Here is a 17,169-nt window from a genome sequence, read left to right on the forward strand (position 1 = left end):
CCAGACGATGAATTTCGGACACGGCGAGGAGATCGATGCGCTGCGCGAGACGGTGCGTCGTTTCGCCCAGGACGAGATCGCGCCGCGCGCGGCCGAGATCGATGCAACCAACGAGTTCCCGATGGACCTGTGGGAGAAGATGGGAGCGCTCGGCCTGCACGGCATCACCGTGCCGGAAGAGGATGGCGGCTCGGCCATGGGCTATCTCGCCCATTGCGTCGCGATCGAGGAGATCAGCCGGGCGTCCGCCTCGGTAGGGCTTTCCTACGGTGCCCACTCCAATCTCTGCATCAACCAGATCCGGCGCTGGGGTACCCCCGAGCAGAAGGCGAAATACCTGCCGAAGCTGATTTCCGGCGAACATGTCGGCTCGTTGGCCATGAGTGAGCCCGGCGCGGGTTCCGACGTGGTGTCGATGAAGCTGCGAGCCGAAAAGCGCAACGACCGCTACGTGCTCAACGGCAACAAGATGTGGATCACCAACGGGCCCGATGCTTCCACCCTGGTCGTCTATGCCAAGACCGACCCCGATGCCGGCTCGCGCGGCATCACCGCCTTCCTGATCGAGAAGGACTTCAAGGGGTTCTCGACGGCGCAGAAGCTCGACAAGCTAGGCATGCGCGGCTCGAACACCTGCGAACTCGTGTTCGAGGATTGCGAGGTGCCGCTGGAGAACGTGCTCGGCGAGGAGGGCAAGGGCGTCAACGTGCTGATGAGCGGTCTCGATTACGAGCGGGTGGTGCTGGCGGCCGGCCCGGTCGGCATCATGGCAGCCGCGCTCGACGTGGTCGTGCCCTATGTTCACGAGCGCGAGCAGTTCGGCCAGCCGATCGGCACCTTCCAGCTGATGCAGGGCAAGCTGGCGGACATGTACACGACCATGAACGCCTGCCGCGCATATGTTTATGCGGTGGCGGCCGCCTGCGACCGTGGCGAGACGACCCGCAAGGATTCCGCCGGCTGCATTCTCTATGCCGCGGAGAAGGCGACGCAGGTGGCACTCGACGCGATCCAGTGTCTTGGCGGCAACGGTTACATCAACGAGTATCCGACCGGCCGCCTTCTGCGGGACGCCAAGCTCTATGAGATCGGTGCGGGCACCTCCGAAATCCGCCGCATGCTGATCGGGCGCGAGTTGTTCGAGGAAACCAAGTGAGACGCTTGCTTCCCGCCCTGGCGCTGCTGCCGCTTCCCGCGTTCGCGCAGGTGGCGCAGGAAATCGATGTAGACGAGATTGAATATTGCCTGGCCGAAGTCGGCTATACCGGCCCTGCCGACCCGCGCAGATGCATCGGCTTTGTAGCCGATTCCTGCCAGGATTCTGGAGGGGCCGGGAGCGCCGCCGACTGCATGACGCGCGAGGCAGCGGCCTGGAACGAGGTCGCGAAGCGCCGTGTCGAGTTGCTGAAGCAGAGATCGAAGCAAGCGGTCGCCGAAGCGGTCGTTGCGTCACAGGACAGCTGGACGCGCTATCGTGACGCGCAGTGCGGTGCGACCGGCGAATTCTTCTTTCAGTATTCCGGTTCGGCCGCGGCCGAATGGCAGGCGAAATGCCTGCGCGATGCAGCAGCCGAACGGGCGCTGCTACTCGACGATTGGCTGACGCGGTCGGAGGATTTCGTACAATGACGATACTCGAGAGCACGGTTGCGCATGCCTCCGCCGAATTCGCGGCCAACCGAGAGGCGATGGAGAAGCAGTGGGAAGCCATTGCCCGAGAGGCTGCGCGGATCATGCAGGGCGGCTCCGCATCCTCGCGCGAGCGCCATGTCAAGCGCGGCAAGCTGCTGCCGCGCGACCGGGTCGCCGGCTTGCTCGATCCCGGCTCGCCCTTTCTCGAGATCGGGCTGTTCGCGGCATCGGGCGTCTACGAGGATGACATACCGGCGGCCGGCGCGATCGCCGGCATCGGCCGCGTCGAGGGCCGTGACTGCATGATCGTGTGCAACGACGCCACGGTGAAGGGCGGAACCTACTACCCGCTGACGGTAAAGAAGCATCTGCGTGCGCAGGAGATCGCCGAGGAGAACCGGCTGCCCTGCATCTATCTTGTCGATTCCGGCGGTGCAAACCTGCCGAACCAGGACGAGGTGTTCCCGGACAAGGAGCATTTCGGACGCATCTTCTTCAACCAGGCGCGGATGAGCGCCAAGGGGATCGCGCAGATCGCCGTGGTCATGGGGTCGTGCACGGCGGGCGGCGCCTATGTGCCGGCGATGAGCGACCAGACGATCATCGTCAAGAACCAGGGCACGATCTTCCTGGCCGGGCCACCGCTGGTGAAGGAAGCGACGGGCGAGGTGGTCGATGCCGAGACGTTGGGCGGCGGCGACACCCATACGCGGCTTTCCGGCGTCGCGGACTATCTCGCCGAAAACGACGATCATGCCCTGGCGCTGGCGCGCGAAATCGTGCGGGGTCTCGGGCCGGCGCCGCAGCCGAACATCGCGCTCGCCGAACCGCGCGCGCCGCTCTACCCGGCCGACGACATCATGGGAATCGTGCCGGCGGACACCAAGACGCCCTATGACGTGCGCGAAGTGATCGCACGTATCGTCGACGGCTCGGACTTCGCCGAGTTCAAGCCGCGCTACGGGACGACGCTGGTCTGCGGCTTCGCCCATGTCGAGGGCGTGCCGGTGGGCATCCTCGCCAACAACGGCGTGCTGTTCTCGGAAAGCTCGCTGAAGGGCGCGCATTTCATCGAACTGTGCTGCCAGCGAAAGATCCCGCTCTTGTTCCTGCAGAACATCACCGGCTTCATGGTCGGCTCGAAATACGAGGCGGGCGGCATCGCTCGCGACGGCGCGAAACTGGTCGCGGCCGTCTCGACGGCGGCGGTGCCGAAGGTGACGGTGATCATCGGCGGTTCCTACGGTGCCGGAAATTACGGCATGTGCGGGCGGGCCTATTCCCCGCGCTTCCTGTGGATGTGGCCCAATGCCCGCATCGCGGTGATGGGTGGGCCGCAGGCGGCGGGCGTGCTGGCAAATGTCAAACGTGCCGGCATAGAGGCGAAGGGCGGTACCTGGTCGGCGGAGGAAGAGGAAGAATTCAAGCGGCCGACACTGGAGATGTTCGAACGGCAATCGCACCCGCTCTATGCCTCGGCGCGGTTGTGGGACGACGGCATCATAGACCCGCGCAAGACGCGCGACGTGGTGGCGCTCAGCTTGCACGCGGCGCTCAACGCGCCGGTCGAGGAAACGAAATTCGGCGTGTTCAGGATGTGACGATGAAGCCACCTTTCGCAAAAATCCTTGTCGCCAATCGCGGCGAGATTGCATGCCGGATCATCCGCACCGCGCGCCGCATGGGTGTGAAGACCGTCGCCGTATTTTCCGATGCCGATGCGCGGGCGATGCACGTGGAGATGGCCGACGAGGCCGTGAATATCGGTCCCCCAGCCCCCTCGGAAAGCTACCTGAATACTGCGAGGATCATCGACGCGGCCAAGAGGACCGGCGCGCAAGCGGTGCATCCGGGCTACGGCTTTCTCTCGGAGAACCCGGATTTCGTCGAGGCGGTGGAGAACGCGGGGCTTGTCTTCGTGGGGCCGTCGGCGGCGTCCATCCGTGCCATGGGGCTGAAGGACGCGGCCAAGCGACTGATGGAAAAGGCCGGCGTGCCGGTGGTGCCGGGCTATCACGGCGAGGCGCAGGAAGTGGTCGTGCTGGCGGCCAAGGCCAACGAGATCGGCTTTCCGGTGCTCATCAAGGCGCGCGCCGGCGGCGGCGGCAAGGGGATGCGCAAGGTCGACTCACCGAAGGAGTTCAAGGACGCGCTGGCAGCGGCGAAGCGGGAAGCGAAATCGGCCTTCGGCGACGACCGGGTGCTGGTCGAAAAATTCGTCGCATCGCCTCGGCATATCGAGGTGCAGGTATTCGGCGACAGCCACGGCAATGTCGTCCACCTGTTCGAGCGCGACTGCTCGCTGCAGCGGCGCCACCAGAAGGTGATCGAGGAAGCGCCGGCGCCGGGCATGACCGAGGAGGTGCGCGCGGCGATGACGGATGCCGCAGTAAAGGCCGCGAAGGCGATCGACTATCGCGGCGCCGGCACGATCGAGTTCATCGCCGACGGGTCGGGGCCGCTTCGCCCGGACGGATTCTGGTTCATGGAAATGAACACGCGGCTTCAGGTGGAGCATCCGGTCACGGAGGCGATCACCGGCCAGGACCTGGTCGAGTGGCAGTTGCGCGTGGCGGCGGGCGAGAAACTTCCGGCAAGCCAGGAAGTGCTTTCCATCAATGGCCATGCCTTCGAGGCGCGGCTTTACGCGGAGGACCCGGCCAACGGCTTTCTGCCCGCGACGGGCAGGCTGCATCACCTGGAATTCAGCGAGGCCGCGCGCAACGACGCGGGCGTGCGTTCGGGCGACGCGATCACGCCCTTCTACGACCCGATGATCGCCAAGGTTATCACCCACGGCGCGACGCGCGGGGAAGCGCTGGTGAAACTCGGCAGCGCCTTGAGGGAAACCCATGTCGCGGGAACCGTGACCAACGCCGCCTTTCTCTGTGCGCTGGCGGCGCATGAAGGCTTCGCGAAGGGCGCGGTCGATACGGGGCTGATCGAACGGGACCTGGCGGCATTGACGGAAAAGGCGCCGCTTCCGGAGACTGTCATCGCGCTTGCGGCGGTGATCTTGCTGGGCGTCGATCCGTCGGCGCGGCATGCCGGCTGGCGGCTGTGGGGCGAGGCGAGCCACCGGGTCCGGTTCGTCCATGACGGAGAAACGGTGGAGCGGCGGCTGGTGGTGCCGGGCGACGGGACCTTCGCGCTGGAAGGCGGAGCGGAGCGGGTGAGCCTGCACTCCCTCGTTCGCGATGGCACCAGGGTCAGGGTGCGCCGGGGCGATTCGGGCGAAGCGGTCGAGGCGGATGTCGTCACATATCCGGGCATCGACGGCACGGCCGTCTCGGTGCAGATCGACGGAGTGGCGCATGTGCTGCTCAAGCCCGATCCGCTGGCGGTGGCCGCTCATCACGGTGAACACGGCGATGCGATCCTGGCGCCGATGACCGGCATCGTGCGCTCGGTCAATGTCGAGGAAGGCGCGGCCGTGGACAAGGGCGACAAGCTGATCGTCATGGAAGCGATGAAGATGGAGACCAGCCTGGCCGCCCCGCGCGCCGGACGGGTGGCGGAAATCTTCTGCGCCGAGGGCGAAACGGTGGAGGGCGGCGCAGTGTTGCTGCGTTTCGAGGAGGCGGAGTGATGATCCGGCTGCATCACTGCCCCCAGACGCGCTCCATGCGCGTGCTCTGGCTGCTTCACGAATTGGGCGTGGAGTTCGAGGTCGTAACGCATCCGTTCGACAAGAGCCTGCGCCTGCCCGGCTACCTGAAGCTGTCACCGGCGGGCAGGGTGCCCGCGCTGGAGATCGACGGTGCCACCATGTTCGAAAGCGGGGCGATCACGGAGTATCTGTGCGAGCGGTTTCCCGAAGCCGGTCTCGGCAGGCTGCCGGGAGAGCCCGAACGGGCGGAATGGCTGACCTGGATGCACTTCGCGGAAACCGTAAGCCAGCATGTCGCCGCGCTTACGCAGCAGCACGTGGCGCTTTACGATGATTCCATGCGTTCGCCGGTGGTGATGAAGCTGGAGGCGGCGCGGCTGACCAAATGCTACGGCGCAATAGAGACCCGGCTGGCCGGGCCGGACGGGCGGCGCGCCCACCTGCTCGACAGCAGTTTTTCCGCCGCCGACGTGGCGGTCGGCCAGGCGGTGTATATGGGCCTGCATTTCGCGAAGCTCGACGGGTTCCCGGCGACAAGCGACTGGTACCGGCGCATCACCGCGCGCCCCGGTTTCGAGGCATCGCTTCCGGGCAAGGACGAGGCGTTGCTGTATGCCCGCGATTTCTACCCGGCATGGGAGGTGCCCGCGTGAAGCATGTCCGCATCCACGAAGTCGGCCCGCGCGACGGGTTGCAGAACGAGAAGGCGATCATCCCGACGGAGCAGAAGATCGGGCTGATCGACCGTCTTTCCGAGGCCGGGTTCGAGAAAATCGAGGCGACCAGCTTCGTGTCGCCGAAATGGGTACCGCAACTGGCCGACGCAGAGGCGGTGCTCCGGGGCATCAAACGCAGGCAGGGCGTGACCTATGCGGTGCTGACGCCGAACCTGAAAGGCTTCGACCGGGCGGTGGCGGCGGGAGCCGACGAGGTGGCGGTGTTTGGCGCGGCATCGGAGACCTTCAGCCGGAAGAACATCAACTGCTCGATTGCCGAAAGTCTTGAACGCTTCGCGCCGGTGATGGACGCGGCGGCAGCGGCGGGGATCCCGGTGCGCGGTTACGTGTCCTGCGTGGTGGCGTGTCCATATGAGGGCGATATCGCGCCGGGAGCCGTGCGCGACGTGGCTGCGCGGCTGACGGAGATGGGGTGCTACGAGGTGTCGCTGGGCGACACGATCGGCAAGGGTACGCCGGAAACTGTCTCGACAATGCTGGAAGCGGTTCTGCAGGCCGTGCCGGCGGAAAGGCTCGCCGGCCACTACCACGACACGAACAACCGGGCGCTCGACAATGTGCGTGCCAGCCTGGAGCTCGGCCTGCGCTGTTTCGACAGCGCGGTGGGCGGGCTTGGCGGTTGTCCCTATGCGCCGGGCGCGAAGGGCAATGTCTCGACCGGGGCGTTGGCGAGGATGCTGACGGCGGAGGGCTGGGAGACCGGCATCGACATGGAAAGGCTGGCGGAGGCCGAGGCCTACCTGGCCAGGGTGATCGCGGCGTCGAGGGAGTGAGACGATGAATTTCGAAACGATCCGGCTGGAACGGGACGCGCGTGGCATCGCCACGGTGACGCTGGCAAGGCCGGACAAGCACAATGCGATGAATGCGCGGATGATCGCCGAGCTGGACGAGGCGGCTCGCGATCTGGGTGAGGATGCCGACGTGCGCGCGGTGGTGCTGGCCGCGGAGGGACGGAGCTTCTGCGCTGGCGGCGACCTCGGCTGGATGCGCGAGCAGGCGGAGAAGGACCGTGCAGGCAAGATGGCGGAAGCGCGGGCGCTGGCCGCCATGCTTGGCGCATGGAACGCCCTGCCGAAGCCGGTGATCGCCCGGGTGCAGGGCGCGGCCTATGGCGGCGGCGTCGGCATGATCGCCGTATGCGACATCGCGGTGGCGGCCGGCCATGCGAGATTCGGCCTGACCGAAACGCGGCTGGGCCTGATACCGGCTACGATCGGCCCCTTCGTGGTGCGCAAGATGGGCGAGGCCTTCGCAAGGCAGGTGTTCTTCAATGCGCGGCCCTTCGGCACGGAATTCGCGTTGCGCGCCGGGCTGATCGCCCGCGCGGTGGCCGATGACGGCCTCGACGCGGCAATAGAGGAAGAGGCTTCCGCATTTCTCGAATGCGCGCCGGGCGCCGTCGCGGACGCCAAGGCGCTTGCCCGCAGGCTGGGGGGGCAGGATCCGCAGGAGCTGGCGGAAATGACGGCGAACGCGCTGGCCGACCGCTGGGAGACGGACGAAGCGCAGGCCGGCATCGCCGCCTTCTTCTCCCGGCAGACACCGCCTTGGAAAGCTGGCTGAGGACACGCGTCGAGCCAGGTTGCGACGACCTGCATCCCGGCGGATATTCAACGGGGCGAGGTGGATCAGGCCGCGTCCGTGACGGGAGGGAACAGTGCGACAGGGCGAAAGCGAAGACACCTATGACTACATCGTGGTCGGAGCCGGCTCTGCGGGGTCGCTGCTTGCCAACCGGCTGTCTGCCGATCCGGAAAGCCGGGTCCTCGTGCTTGAGGCCGGCGGCAGGGATGACTGGATCTGGTTTCATATCCCGGTCGGCTATCTCTTTGCGATCGGCAATCCGCGCTCGGACTGGTGCTTCAGGACGGTCAGCGAACCCGGGCTGAATGGGCGGGCGCTGTCCTATCCTCGCGGCAAGGTGATCGGCGGCTCGTCGGCGATCAACGCCATGATCTACATGCGCGGGCAGGCCGGGGACTACGATCACTGGAAGCAGCTCGGACTGAGGGGCTGGGGCTGGGACGACGTGCTGCCGATATTCATGAAGCACGAGGACCACTACCTGGGCGCCAGCGAGTTTCACGGCGCCGGCGGGGAATGGCGGGTCGAGCCGCCGCGCGTGGAATGGGAAATCCTCGACCGCTACCGCGACGCTGCGGAGGAGTGCGGGATCGCGAAGATCGACGACTTCAATCGTGGCGACAACGAGGGCTCGGCCTATTTCCAGGTTAACCAGAAGCGCGGCCGGCGCTGGTCGGCAGCGCGGGGCTTTCTCAAGCCGGTGCTGCACCGACGGAACCTGGAACTGGAAACGGGATGCGTCGTTGACAGGCTGACCTTCGACGGCAGGCGTGCGACAGGGGTGGAGTGGATACAGGAAGGCCGGCGCCGGCATGCGACCGCACGCAGGGAAGTCATCCTGGCGTCGGGCTCCATTGGCTCGGTGCAGGTGCTTCAGCGCTCGGGCATCGGCGACGGCAACCACTTGCAATCACTGGGTATTCCCGTGGTCGCGGACCGCAAGGGCGTGGGCGCCAACCTGCAGGATCACCTGCAGCTTCGCCTTATCTACAAGGTACATGGCGTGCCGACACTGAACCGCATGTACGCCAACATCCTGCGTCGCGGCTGGATGGGTGTCGAATACGCATTGTTTCGAAAGGGACCGCTGACCATGGCTCCGTCGCAGCTTGGCGTGTTCGCACGATCCGGGCCGGATGTCGAGCGGGCCGATCTCGAGTTCCACATCCAGCCGCTGTCGCTCGACAAGTTCGGCGACCCGCTGCACCGTTTCCCGGCGATCACGACCAGCGTGTGCAACCTGAGGCCGGACAGCCGCGGCCATGTACGCATCGTTTCTCCGGACCCGTCGGACGAGCCGGAAATCGCACCGAACTACTTGACCGCGGACCATGACCGCGAGATTGCCGCGCGCTCGATCCGCCTGGCGCGGCGGATAGCGGCGACAAGGGCACTGCAGCCATACAGGCCGGAGGAATATCTGCCGGGTCCCGCTATCGGCGACGATGATGAGTCGCTGGCTCGTGCGGCAGGCGACATCGGCACGACCATATTCCATCCGGTCGGCACGGCGAAGATGGGCCTGCCGAGCGATCCGACGGCGGTTGTCGATGACCGGCTGCGGGTTTTCGGCGTGGAGGGCCTGCGCGTTGCCGACGCCTCGGTGATGCCGACAATCGTTTCCGGAAATACCAATTCGCCGACGATCATGATCGCGGAGAAGGCGGCGGCCATGATTATCGAGGACAATGGGGCCCGAACCGGCCGCCTGTCTCAGCGGCCGAGCGCGTAGAACTCGTCGTTCGGACGCATATTCATGAAGTTCGCCATCCTGTTGGACATGCCGAAGAAGCCTGCAATGGCGGCAATGTCCCAGGCATCCTCCTCGGTGAAGCCGTGTTCGGCGAGCAAGGCGATGTCTTCGTCGTCAACCTCGTGGGAACGGAGCGCGATCTTCATGGCGAAATCGAGCATTGCCTTCTGGCGCGGCGTGATGTCGGCCTTGCGGTAGTTCGCGGCGATCTGATCGGCGATCAGCGGGTTCTTCGCGCGGATGCGGAGGATCGCGCCATGCGCGATGACACAATACTGACACTGGTTGGCACTGGACGTGGCCACGACGATCATTTCGCGCTCGGCCTTCGTCAGGTTGCCCGGTTTTTCCATCAGTGCGTCGTGATAGGCAAAGAAGGCGCGAAACTCGTCGGGCCGACGGGCAAGCGCGAGAAACACGTTCGGTATGAAACCCGACTTCTCCTGGACCGCGAGGATACGTTCGCGGATATCCTCCGGCAATACGGCAAGATCCGGAGTGGAAAACCGGCTGACGGGCTTGGGGGCGGATGTCGTCATGCACTCCTCCACGGCAACGACTGCGCGGGCTATTGCGCGACCCGCTTCTGACACGACTTATCGGAAATCGGTGCCGGTTTGACCAGCATGTCACGCAACTAAATGTCGTGCGCCAGTTTGATCGATGTCATGGGAATCCGGGCCGGGATGGTAAAAGACGCATTCCGGATGTGTCTTGTACGAAAACAGGAGCAGAGGATGAACGAGGCTCAAACCCCTGCGGATCGGTTGGAGAACTTCCCGATCACGTTCTATGCAATCGTGATGGGCATGCTCGGGCTGACACTCGCAATCCATGCGGCAGAAACAGCTTTCAGCCTGCCGTCGTTCGTCTCGCCCGTGGTTCTCGTGGTCTCCGTCGGTATCTTGGCGAGCATCACGGCGCTGTATGCGCTCAAGTATATGAAGCACCGCAAGGCCGTTGTGGCGGAATGGGCACATCCCGTGAAGATTGCCTTTTTCCCGACGGCATCCATATCGATCCTGCTGCTTTCCGTCGCCGTTCTGCCGTATAGCCTGCGCTGGGCGGACACGCTCTGGATCATGGGCGCTGCCTTGCAGGCGGCCCTGACGCTCAGCGTCATCGCCAACTGGATCGGCCACAGGTCATACCAGCAGGTCCATCTCGGCCCGGCCTGGTTCATTCCCGCCGTCGGCAATGCAGTCGCCCCGATAACCGGGGCCATGCTGGGATATACGGAACTGTCCTGGCTCTTCTTCTCGGCCGGGCTGATTTTCTGGATCGTGCTGCTGACACTGGTCATGAACCGGCTGATCTTTCACGATCCGCTTCCGGCACGCCTCATGCCGACCCTGGTGATCCTGATCGCACCGCCGGCCGTCGCATTCATCGCATATTACCGGCTGACCGGAGAGGTCGATGCTTTCGCGCGCATCCTGCTCAATACAGGTTATGTTTTCGCCGCAGTCGTTGTCACCCAGATCGGCAAGTTCAGGCGGTTGCCCTTTGCACTATCGTGGTGGGCGCTTTCATTTCCCGTTGCCGCGTTGACGATCGCGTCATTTCTTTATGCGGAGAGGGTGGGGACGTCTGCACACGAATTTGTCGCCGGGTTCCTCCTGACCGCATTGGTTCTCATCATCGCCGGCCTGCTGATCAAGACCCTGCAGGCCATCGCCGCCCGCAAGATCTGCGAGCCTGAGTAAGAACCGAAAATGTAGGGCTCTTTTGCCTTACCGCCACCGCCAACAGTTCCGGTTTTTCAGCATTGCCGTCGATAGGAAGCGGGAAATCGGGCGCTGTCGGAAGAAGGTGTATTCGAAATTGACCTTTATCAAAGCGAGCGGCCCGAAACGCATTTTATCTTCCATTTTCGATATATATCGAAGGGAGAATGCCGGATGCGAAGCGGAAGGGTGGGGCCCTCGCTGGTTGTGGCGCTATTTTTGACCGACGCCGCGCCGGTCATGGCGCAGGTGCAATCAGATGGCAAAAGCGGCAGTACGGCCGATCATTCCGAGTTCGGAATTCTGAAAAAGCCTTTCGCGTCGGGGCCTGAAGTGACCGAGGCCTGTCTGGCCTGCCATACCGAGGCTGCAGAACAGGTGCAGGAATCCATTCACTGGACCTGGGACTATACGCATCCGACAACCGGCCAGAAGCTTGGCAAGAGCAGGGTCATCAATGCCTTTTGTGGCAATCTCGTATCGAACGAGCCGCGCTGCACGAGTTGTCATGCCGGTTATGGCTGGGACGGCTCGATGGACGGTCCGCCGAAGGCGGAGACAGCGGTCGACTGTCTCGTGTGTCACGACAAGTCCGGCACCTATACCAAGCTCGACAATGCAGCCGGTCATCCGCCGCTGACGCCGGTTCCGGCGAACGCGAAGACGATCACCGGCGCGCCTGCCAAGCCTGTAGACCTCAATCTTGCCGCGCAGAGCGTCGGACTGCCGGATCGGGACAATTGCGGCCAGTGCCATTTCTATGGCGGCGGCGGCGACAACGTGAAGCACGGCGACCTCTCGTCTGCATTGTACGATCCAGACCGGTCCGTCGACGTGCACATGTCGAAGGACGGGGCGAACATGGTATGCACCGACTGCCATGTCACCAACAGCCACGTCTGGGCAGGTAGCCGCTACAATGTCGCCGCGCATGACATGGTCGGAACCGGCAAGCCGGGCGAAAGGCGGGACGTGGCGACATGCGAATCCTGCCATGGAACGGCTCCCCACAAGGCCGCGTCGCTAAAGGGGCTTAAGCTGAACGACCACATAGACCGGGTGGCTTGCCAGACCTGCCACATCCCCGAATTTGCCAAGGGCGGTGTTGCGACCAAGACATTCTGGGACTGGTCTACGGCAGGGGATCTGAAGGACGGCAAGCCCTATGGCGAGGAAGAATTCGTGCAGAGCGACGGGAAGCGGCTGCACACCTACCTGTCTACCAAGGGGGATTTCGAGTGGGAGGAAAACGTTGTTCCCCACTACGCCTGGTTTGACGGCCAGGTAGAGTACACGACCATCGACAGGAAGATCGACCCTACAAAAGTTGTCGAGGTCAACAGCATTTCCGGATCACCGGACGACGGCAAGTCGCGCATCTGGCCCTTCAAGAGAATGGAGGGGCGGCAGGCCTATGACAGCAAGCTCAACAATCTCGTCTATACAAATGTCTACGGCCCGGAGACAGACACCGCATTCTGGACGAACTTCGACTGGTCGAAGGCGATTGAGGCGGCGATGGAAAAGGCCGATCTACCCTATTCGGGCGAGTTCGGTTTCGTAGACACCTACATGTACTGGCCAATCACACACATGGTCGCGCCAAGCGAGAACGCGCTGGACTGCGAGGCCTGTCACGCGGAGGACGGGCGGCTCGCAAGGCTCGCCGGCTTCTACATGCCTGGTCGCGATCCCGGCGGAACGGTCGACCGGATCGGTCTCGCCATTCTGCTTGCGGCAATCGCCGGCGTGTTCGGGCATGCCATCCTGAGACTGGTTCTGAGAATGGGAGGGCGCAGCTGATGACCGAGCGTCTCGTCAAGGTATACCCGGCATTCGAGCGTTTCTGGCACTGGATGCAGGCCGCACTGATTTTCATCCTGCTGTTTACCGGGTTGGGGTTGCGCGGCTTGCATGACCTGCTGCCGTTCGGCCCGGCTGTCATGCTGCATACGATCACAGCGCTCGCCTTGGTCGTGCTGTGGGTATTCGCCATATTCTGGCATCTGACAACCGGCACATGGCGGCACTACGTGCCGACGACGCAGGGACTGTGGAAGGTGGCAAGATTTTACGCCTTCGACATATTCAGGGGCGCGCATCATCCCTATCGCAAGGCCTATTGGCGAAAGCACAATCCGCTGCAGGCGCTAACCTATCTGGCGCTGAAACTATTCCTGTTCCCGGCCATATGGGTCACAGGCATTGCATACCTGACCTACAATTTCTGGGAACATCAGCCGAATGCCTCGCTGGCGCTGCAGATTATCGCCAACCTTCATGTGCTGGTTGCCTACCTGATCGCGACCTTTGTCGTCGTTCACGTGTACCTGTTGACCGTTGGTCACTCCTTTGTGGAACACGTGAAGCCAATGATTACCGGTTTCGACACGGTCGACCTGACCCCGGAAGAGGAAGCCTACCTTGCCGCGGACGAACCGGGGCGGTTGAAATAGGCGAAGGCTGGCCGCCGCACGGTATCATCGATTCGCTTGCGGCGGCAAAATTGCCGCGTAGCTTGGAACTACCGGGCGCCCTGCCGGTGATCGGAAACGGCACCGGCATCATTTCATCTTCGTTCAAGGCCGTCCGCCTTCCGGCGGATTTTCCTCCCTGTCAGCAACGTTCATGGCCGTCATGAGGAAACCGTCGCTCGGGCGCGCCTGAAACCGCGAACCGGCAGCGGATCGATGCGGGCGCCTGTTCGTGTGTCGATCATCATTCATCAAGCAGGGCATGTGCGGATTGCCGCTTCGCGGGGAAATGCTGATGCGCGAACCGGGAGGACGGCGCGAGGATCCCGAACGGAACCCAATACGGGTACATATCCGGTGCCGCGTGTTCGGCTGCCAATCCGTAGGCAACTCTATCGGATGTCCGCCGGGCGTTGCCGCGTCGACACCGATCCAGGGACCATGACGATAGCGCGGCCGGGATCATGCAGCAGATAGCCCCCGGACCGGGGCAGGCCGGACCGGGGGCTGGCGGGACACTATGCGATCCGAGGGGGGATCAAATGACCGGAGCCACTTCACTTCCGGTCGTTGCGCCGTTTGCCGGCGCGGAACCGGCGCCGATGACCGGCACCGATCACTTCGTCGCTGCGGATGGGGCTAGCCGCGACCCGGGGAGGATTCGTCCTCGGTCAGCAGGCGGTCCTGCTGCATCTCCAGCCACATCGCGTTGACCACCGCAAACATGGCCGCGACAGGCAGGCCGAGAAGCCAGGCGAAATACCACATGATGTTGTCTCCTTGTCTCAGTAGACGCTGTCGCTGTTCGACGTCACTTCATCCTCCGTCACCTTGCCCCACAACACCTTGTAGACCCAGGCGGTGTAGAGAAGGATGATCGGCATGAAGATCACGGTCACGACCAGCATGACGAAAAGCGTCAGGTGCGAGGACGAGGCGTCCCAGACCGTGAGCGACGACTTCGGGTCGATCGACGAGGGCAGGATGAAGGGGAACATGGTCAGCCCCACAGTCGAGATTATACCGAATATGCCGAGCTTCGACCAAAGCAGTGTCGAAACCTCTCCGCCGGTGCGCAGGCCGCGGATGGCCATGGCCATACCGAGGAAGCCGAGCGCGGGCGCGATCGCGATCCACGGACGTTTCTCGTAGGCTGTCAGCCAGCTGACTCCCTTTTCCACTTCCGAATGGAGCGGGTTGGAGTGGCCGTTCGCAACTGCGTCGCCGACAAGGGCGTAGCCGTCGATGCCGAAGGCGAGCCATACGCCGGCCAGTGCGAAGCCGGCCATGGCCAGCAATCCCATCCATGTACCGATCGCGCGGGCACGGTCGACGATGACGCCCTCGGCCTTGACGGTCAGCCATGCCGCGCCATGCATCAGGAGCATCCCGAAGGACACGAGTCCGGCAAGCAGGGCGAACGGGTTCAGGAGGCCGAGGAACTTGGCATAAAAGGCGCCCTCGTAGACCGGGAAAAGATCTTCGGTCAGACGGAAGGGCACGCCCTGGAGGACATTGCCGACCGCCACGCCGAAGATCAAAGCCGGCACGGCCCCGCCGACGAACAATGCCCAGTCCCAGCCATTGCGCCATGCGGCGCCGTCGCGCTTGGAGCGGTACTTGAAGCCGACCGGCCTCAGGATGAGAGCAGCCAGAACGACGAACATGGCCAGGTAGAACCCCGAGAACGAGACCGCGTAGAGCGGTGGCCAGGCTGCGAAAATGGCGCCGCCACCGAGGATGAACCAGACCTGGTTGCCCTCCCAGACGGGGCCCACGGTGTTGATGACGACCCGCCGCTCGGCATCGGTCTTTGCCACGAAAGGCAGCAACGCGCCGACCCCCATGTCGAAGCCGTCGGTAAGCGCGAAGCCGATCAGCAGGACGCCGAGCAGCAGCCACCAGATGACGCGAAGCAGGTCGAAACTGATGAGTTCATGCAGGATCATGGTTCTTACTCCGCTGGAAGTGCGCCAGGCACGTTGCCGTTGTGAGTGCGCAAACGATGTTCATGCCGTGCCATCCACGCCTCTGTTTCCTTCACATCCTGGTAGGGACCCTTGCGGATGTATTTCAGCATCAGTCCCATCTCGATGATGAACAGGATCGTGTAGAAGGTAACGAAGCCGGCAAGGGTAATCAGCAGGTCGGCGACACTCAGATGCGAGACCGAAATAGCGGTCGGCAACACGCCGTCAACGGTCCATGGCTGGCGTCCGTATTCCGCCACGAACCAACCAAGCTCCGCGGCGATCCACGGTGTCGGGATGATTATCACCGCAAACCAGAGGGCAGGTCTCGGGAACTGCATCCTGCGGAAAGAGGCCCGGTAGAAGAAATAGGCCATCACCGCGATGAAGGAGAAACCGAGTCCGACCATCAGCCGGAAGGCCCAGAACAGCGGCCACACGGTCGGAACCGTGTCGTTGGCAGCCATGAGTATCTGTTCCTCGGTCGCCTCGCGCGGATCGTCGACGTAGCGGCGCAGCAGGAAGGCAAAGCCCAAGTCTGCGCTGTGTTCCTCGAAGGTGTCGCGGACTTCCTGCGGCGCCGTTTCGCGTTCGGTGCGCAGTCGCACGAGTGCGTCATAGGCGACTATGCCGGAGCGGATACGCTGTTCCGCGGTGGCGACCAGCTCGTCGATTCCGGGAATGACCTGGGTCAGCGAGCGGGTGCCGATCAGGCCCATCACGTAGGGAATGTGGATCGCGTACTTGGTCTCGCGGGCCTCCTGGTCCGGAATGCCGACCAGCGTGAAGGAGGCCGGTGCCGGCTGCGTCTCCCACATGGCCTCGATGGCCGCCAGCTTCATTTTCTGAGAATGCGTTGCCGAATAGCCGGACTCGTCGCCGAGCACGACCACAGACAATGCGGAGGCAAGGCCAAAGCTCGCCGCGACCGCGATGGAGCGGCGGGCCAGCTCGACATGCCTGCCCTTGAGCATGTACCAGGCCGAAACACCGAGCACGAAGACCGCTGCCGTGACATAGCCGGCGGAGACCGTGTGGACGAATTTCGCTTGTGCGACCTCGTTGAACAGTACGTCGTAGAACGAGGTCATCTCCATGCGCATCGTCATCGGGTTGAATTCCGCGCCGACCGGATTCTGCATCCAGCCATTGGCGATGAGTATCCACAGGGCGGAAAGGTTTGAACCTATCGCGACAAGCCAAGCGACGACCAAGTGAGCCACCTTGGAAAGCTTGTCCCATCCGAAGAAGAAGAGGCCGACGAAGGTTGCCTCCAAGAAGAAGGCCATGAGACCCTCTATGGCAAGCGGTGCTCCGAAGATGTCGCCGACATAGTGACTGTAATAGCTCCAGTTCATGCCGAACTGGAACTCCATGGTAATGCCGGTGGCGACCCCCAGCACGAAGTTGATCCCGAACAGCGTACCCCAGAACTTGGTCATCTGGCGCCAGATGGGACGGTCGGTCATGACATAGACCGTCTCCATGATGGCGACGATGATCGAGAGGCCAAGCGTGAGCGGGACGAAGAGGAAATGGTACATTGCCGTCATCGCGAATTGCAGGCGAGACAGCTCAACGACATCGAGCTCCATCTTTCGTTCCTTTCTATCCAAACATGCATCCCGGCTGCATGTTTCCAAGAACAGATCGCAACGGAAAGCCACGAGAGCATTGAT

Annotated in this window: 15 protein-coding genes; 11 read left to right on the forward strand and 4 right to left on the reverse strand. The window is 63.3% G+C overall.

Going from position 1 to position 17,169, the window contains the following annotated elements; genetic code table 11:
* Positions 1–7 precede the first annotated feature (7 nt).
* The 8 genes from HTY61_RS00250 (at position 8) to HTY61_RS00285 (ending at position 9,298) form a co-directional block, all read left to right on the forward strand.
* Complete coding sequence (locus HTY61_RS00250; protein WP_487345367.1) at positions 8–1,156, forward strand: isovaleryl-CoA dehydrogenase; 1,149 nt, start codon at positions 8–10, stop codon at positions 1,154–1,156.
* Positions 1,153–1,629: a lysozyme inhibitor LprI family protein gene (locus HTY61_RS00255; protein ID WP_175274903.1), complete on the forward strand. Its 477-nt coding sequence runs from the start codon at positions 1,153–1,155 to the stop codon at positions 1,627–1,629. Before HTY61_RS00250 ends, HTY61_RS00255 begins: the two co-directional genes overlap by 4 nt.
* Positions 1,626–3,233: a carboxyl transferase domain-containing protein gene (locus tag HTY61_RS00260; protein WP_175274904.1), complete on the forward strand. Its 1,608-nt coding sequence runs from the start codon at positions 1,626–1,628 to the stop codon at positions 3,231–3,233. The genes HTY61_RS00255 and HTY61_RS00260 overlap by 4 nt, the downstream gene beginning before the upstream one ends.
* A gap of 2 nt (positions 3,234–3,235) precedes the next feature.
* A complete protein-coding gene (locus tag HTY61_RS00265) occupies positions 3,236–5,221 on the forward strand; it encodes an acetyl-CoA carboxylase biotin carboxylase subunit (RefSeq protein WP_175274905.1) in 1,986 nt (661 codons plus the stop codon).
* Complete coding sequence (locus HTY61_RS00270) at positions 5,221–5,895, forward strand: glutathione S-transferase family protein (RefSeq protein ID WP_175274906.1); 675 nt, start codon at positions 5,221–5,223, stop codon at positions 5,893–5,895. Before HTY61_RS00265 ends, HTY61_RS00270 begins: the two co-directional genes overlap by 1 nt.
* On the forward strand, positions 5,877–6,752 hold the full coding sequence (locus HTY61_RS00275) for a hydroxymethylglutaryl-CoA lyase (protein WP_175274907.1): 876 nt from the start codon (positions 5,877–5,879) through the stop codon (positions 6,750–6,752). Before HTY61_RS00270 ends, HTY61_RS00275 begins: the two co-directional genes overlap by 19 nt.
* A 4-nt stretch (positions 6,753–6,756) precedes the next feature.
* Complete coding sequence (locus HTY61_RS00280) at positions 6,757–7,545, forward strand: crotonase/enoyl-CoA hydratase family protein (RefSeq protein WP_175274908.1); 789 nt, start codon at positions 6,757–6,759, stop codon at positions 7,543–7,545.
* 94 nt (positions 7,546–7,639) lie between these two features.
* Positions 7,640–9,298 (forward strand): GMC family oxidoreductase, encoded by a 1,659-nt coding sequence (locus HTY61_RS00285; RefSeq protein WP_175274909.1) that lies wholly within the window; start codon positions 7,640–7,642, stop codon positions 9,296–9,298.
* On the opposite strand, the gene HTY61_RS00290 is transcribed toward HTY61_RS00285, so the two are convergent.
* The gene (locus HTY61_RS00290; RefSeq protein WP_175274910.1) at positions 9,280–9,858 is read right to left on the reverse strand and encodes a peroxidase-related enzyme; all 579 of its coding nucleotides are present in this window, start codon (positions 9,856–9,858) and stop codon (positions 9,280–9,282) included. The genes HTY61_RS00285 and HTY61_RS00290 overlap by 19 nt on opposite strands.
* A 198-nt stretch (positions 9,859–10,056) precedes the next feature.
* Between HTY61_RS00290 and HTY61_RS00295 the strand changes: the two genes are divergently transcribed.
* The 3 genes from HTY61_RS00295 to HTY61_RS00305 all read left to right on the forward strand — a co-directional run bounded on the left by HTY61_RS00295 (position 10,057) and on the right by HTY61_RS00305 (position 13,502).
* A complete protein-coding gene (locus HTY61_RS00295; RefSeq protein WP_175274911.1) occupies positions 10,057–11,025 on the forward strand; it encodes an SLAC1 anion channel family protein in 969 nt (322 codons plus the stop codon).
* A 195-nt stretch (positions 11,026–11,220) separates the two neighbouring features.
* On the forward strand, positions 11,221–12,849 hold the full coding sequence (locus HTY61_RS00300) for a tetrathionate reductase family octaheme c-type cytochrome (protein ID WP_175274912.1): 1,629 nt from the start codon (positions 11,221–11,223) through the stop codon (positions 12,847–12,849).
* Positions 12,849–13,502, forward strand: coding sequence for a cytochrome b/b6 domain-containing protein (locus HTY61_RS00305; RefSeq protein ID WP_175274913.1), 654 nt, complete (start codon positions 12,849–12,851; stop codon positions 13,500–13,502). The genes HTY61_RS00300 and HTY61_RS00305 overlap by 1 nt, the downstream gene beginning before the upstream one ends.
* Positions 13,503–14,159: 657 nt before the next feature.
* On the opposite strand, the gene cydX is transcribed toward HTY61_RS00305, so the two are convergent.
* Genes cydX through HTY61_RS00320 form a run of 3 tightly spaced genes read right to left on the reverse strand, consistent with a single transcriptional unit; the run spans position 14,160 to position 17,085 of the window.
* Positions 14,160–14,288 carry a cytochrome bd-I oxidase subunit CydX gene (cydX, locus tag HTY61_RS00310; protein WP_175274914.1) on the reverse strand — a complete coding sequence of 43 codons (129 nt, stop codon included), beginning with the start codon at positions 14,286–14,288 and terminating at the stop codon, positions 14,160–14,162.
* Between the two features lie 17 nt (positions 14,289–14,305).
* Positions 14,306–15,469, reverse strand: coding sequence for a cytochrome d ubiquinol oxidase subunit II (gene cydB / locus HTY61_RS00315; protein WP_175274915.1), 1,164 nt, complete (start codon positions 15,467–15,469; stop codon positions 14,306–14,308).
* Positions 15,470–15,474: 5 nt separating this feature from the next.
* Positions 15,475–17,085, reverse strand: a complete 1,611-nt coding sequence (locus HTY61_RS00320; RefSeq protein ID WP_175274916.1) for a cytochrome ubiquinol oxidase subunit I — start codon at positions 17,083–17,085, stop codon at positions 15,475–15,477.
* Positions 17,086–17,169: the final 84 nt, after the last annotated feature.

The organism is Oricola thermophila (assembly GCF_013358405.1).
Taxonomy (GTDB): domain Bacteria; phylum Pseudomonadota; class Alphaproteobacteria; order Rhizobiales; family Rhizobiaceae; genus Oricola; species Oricola thermophila.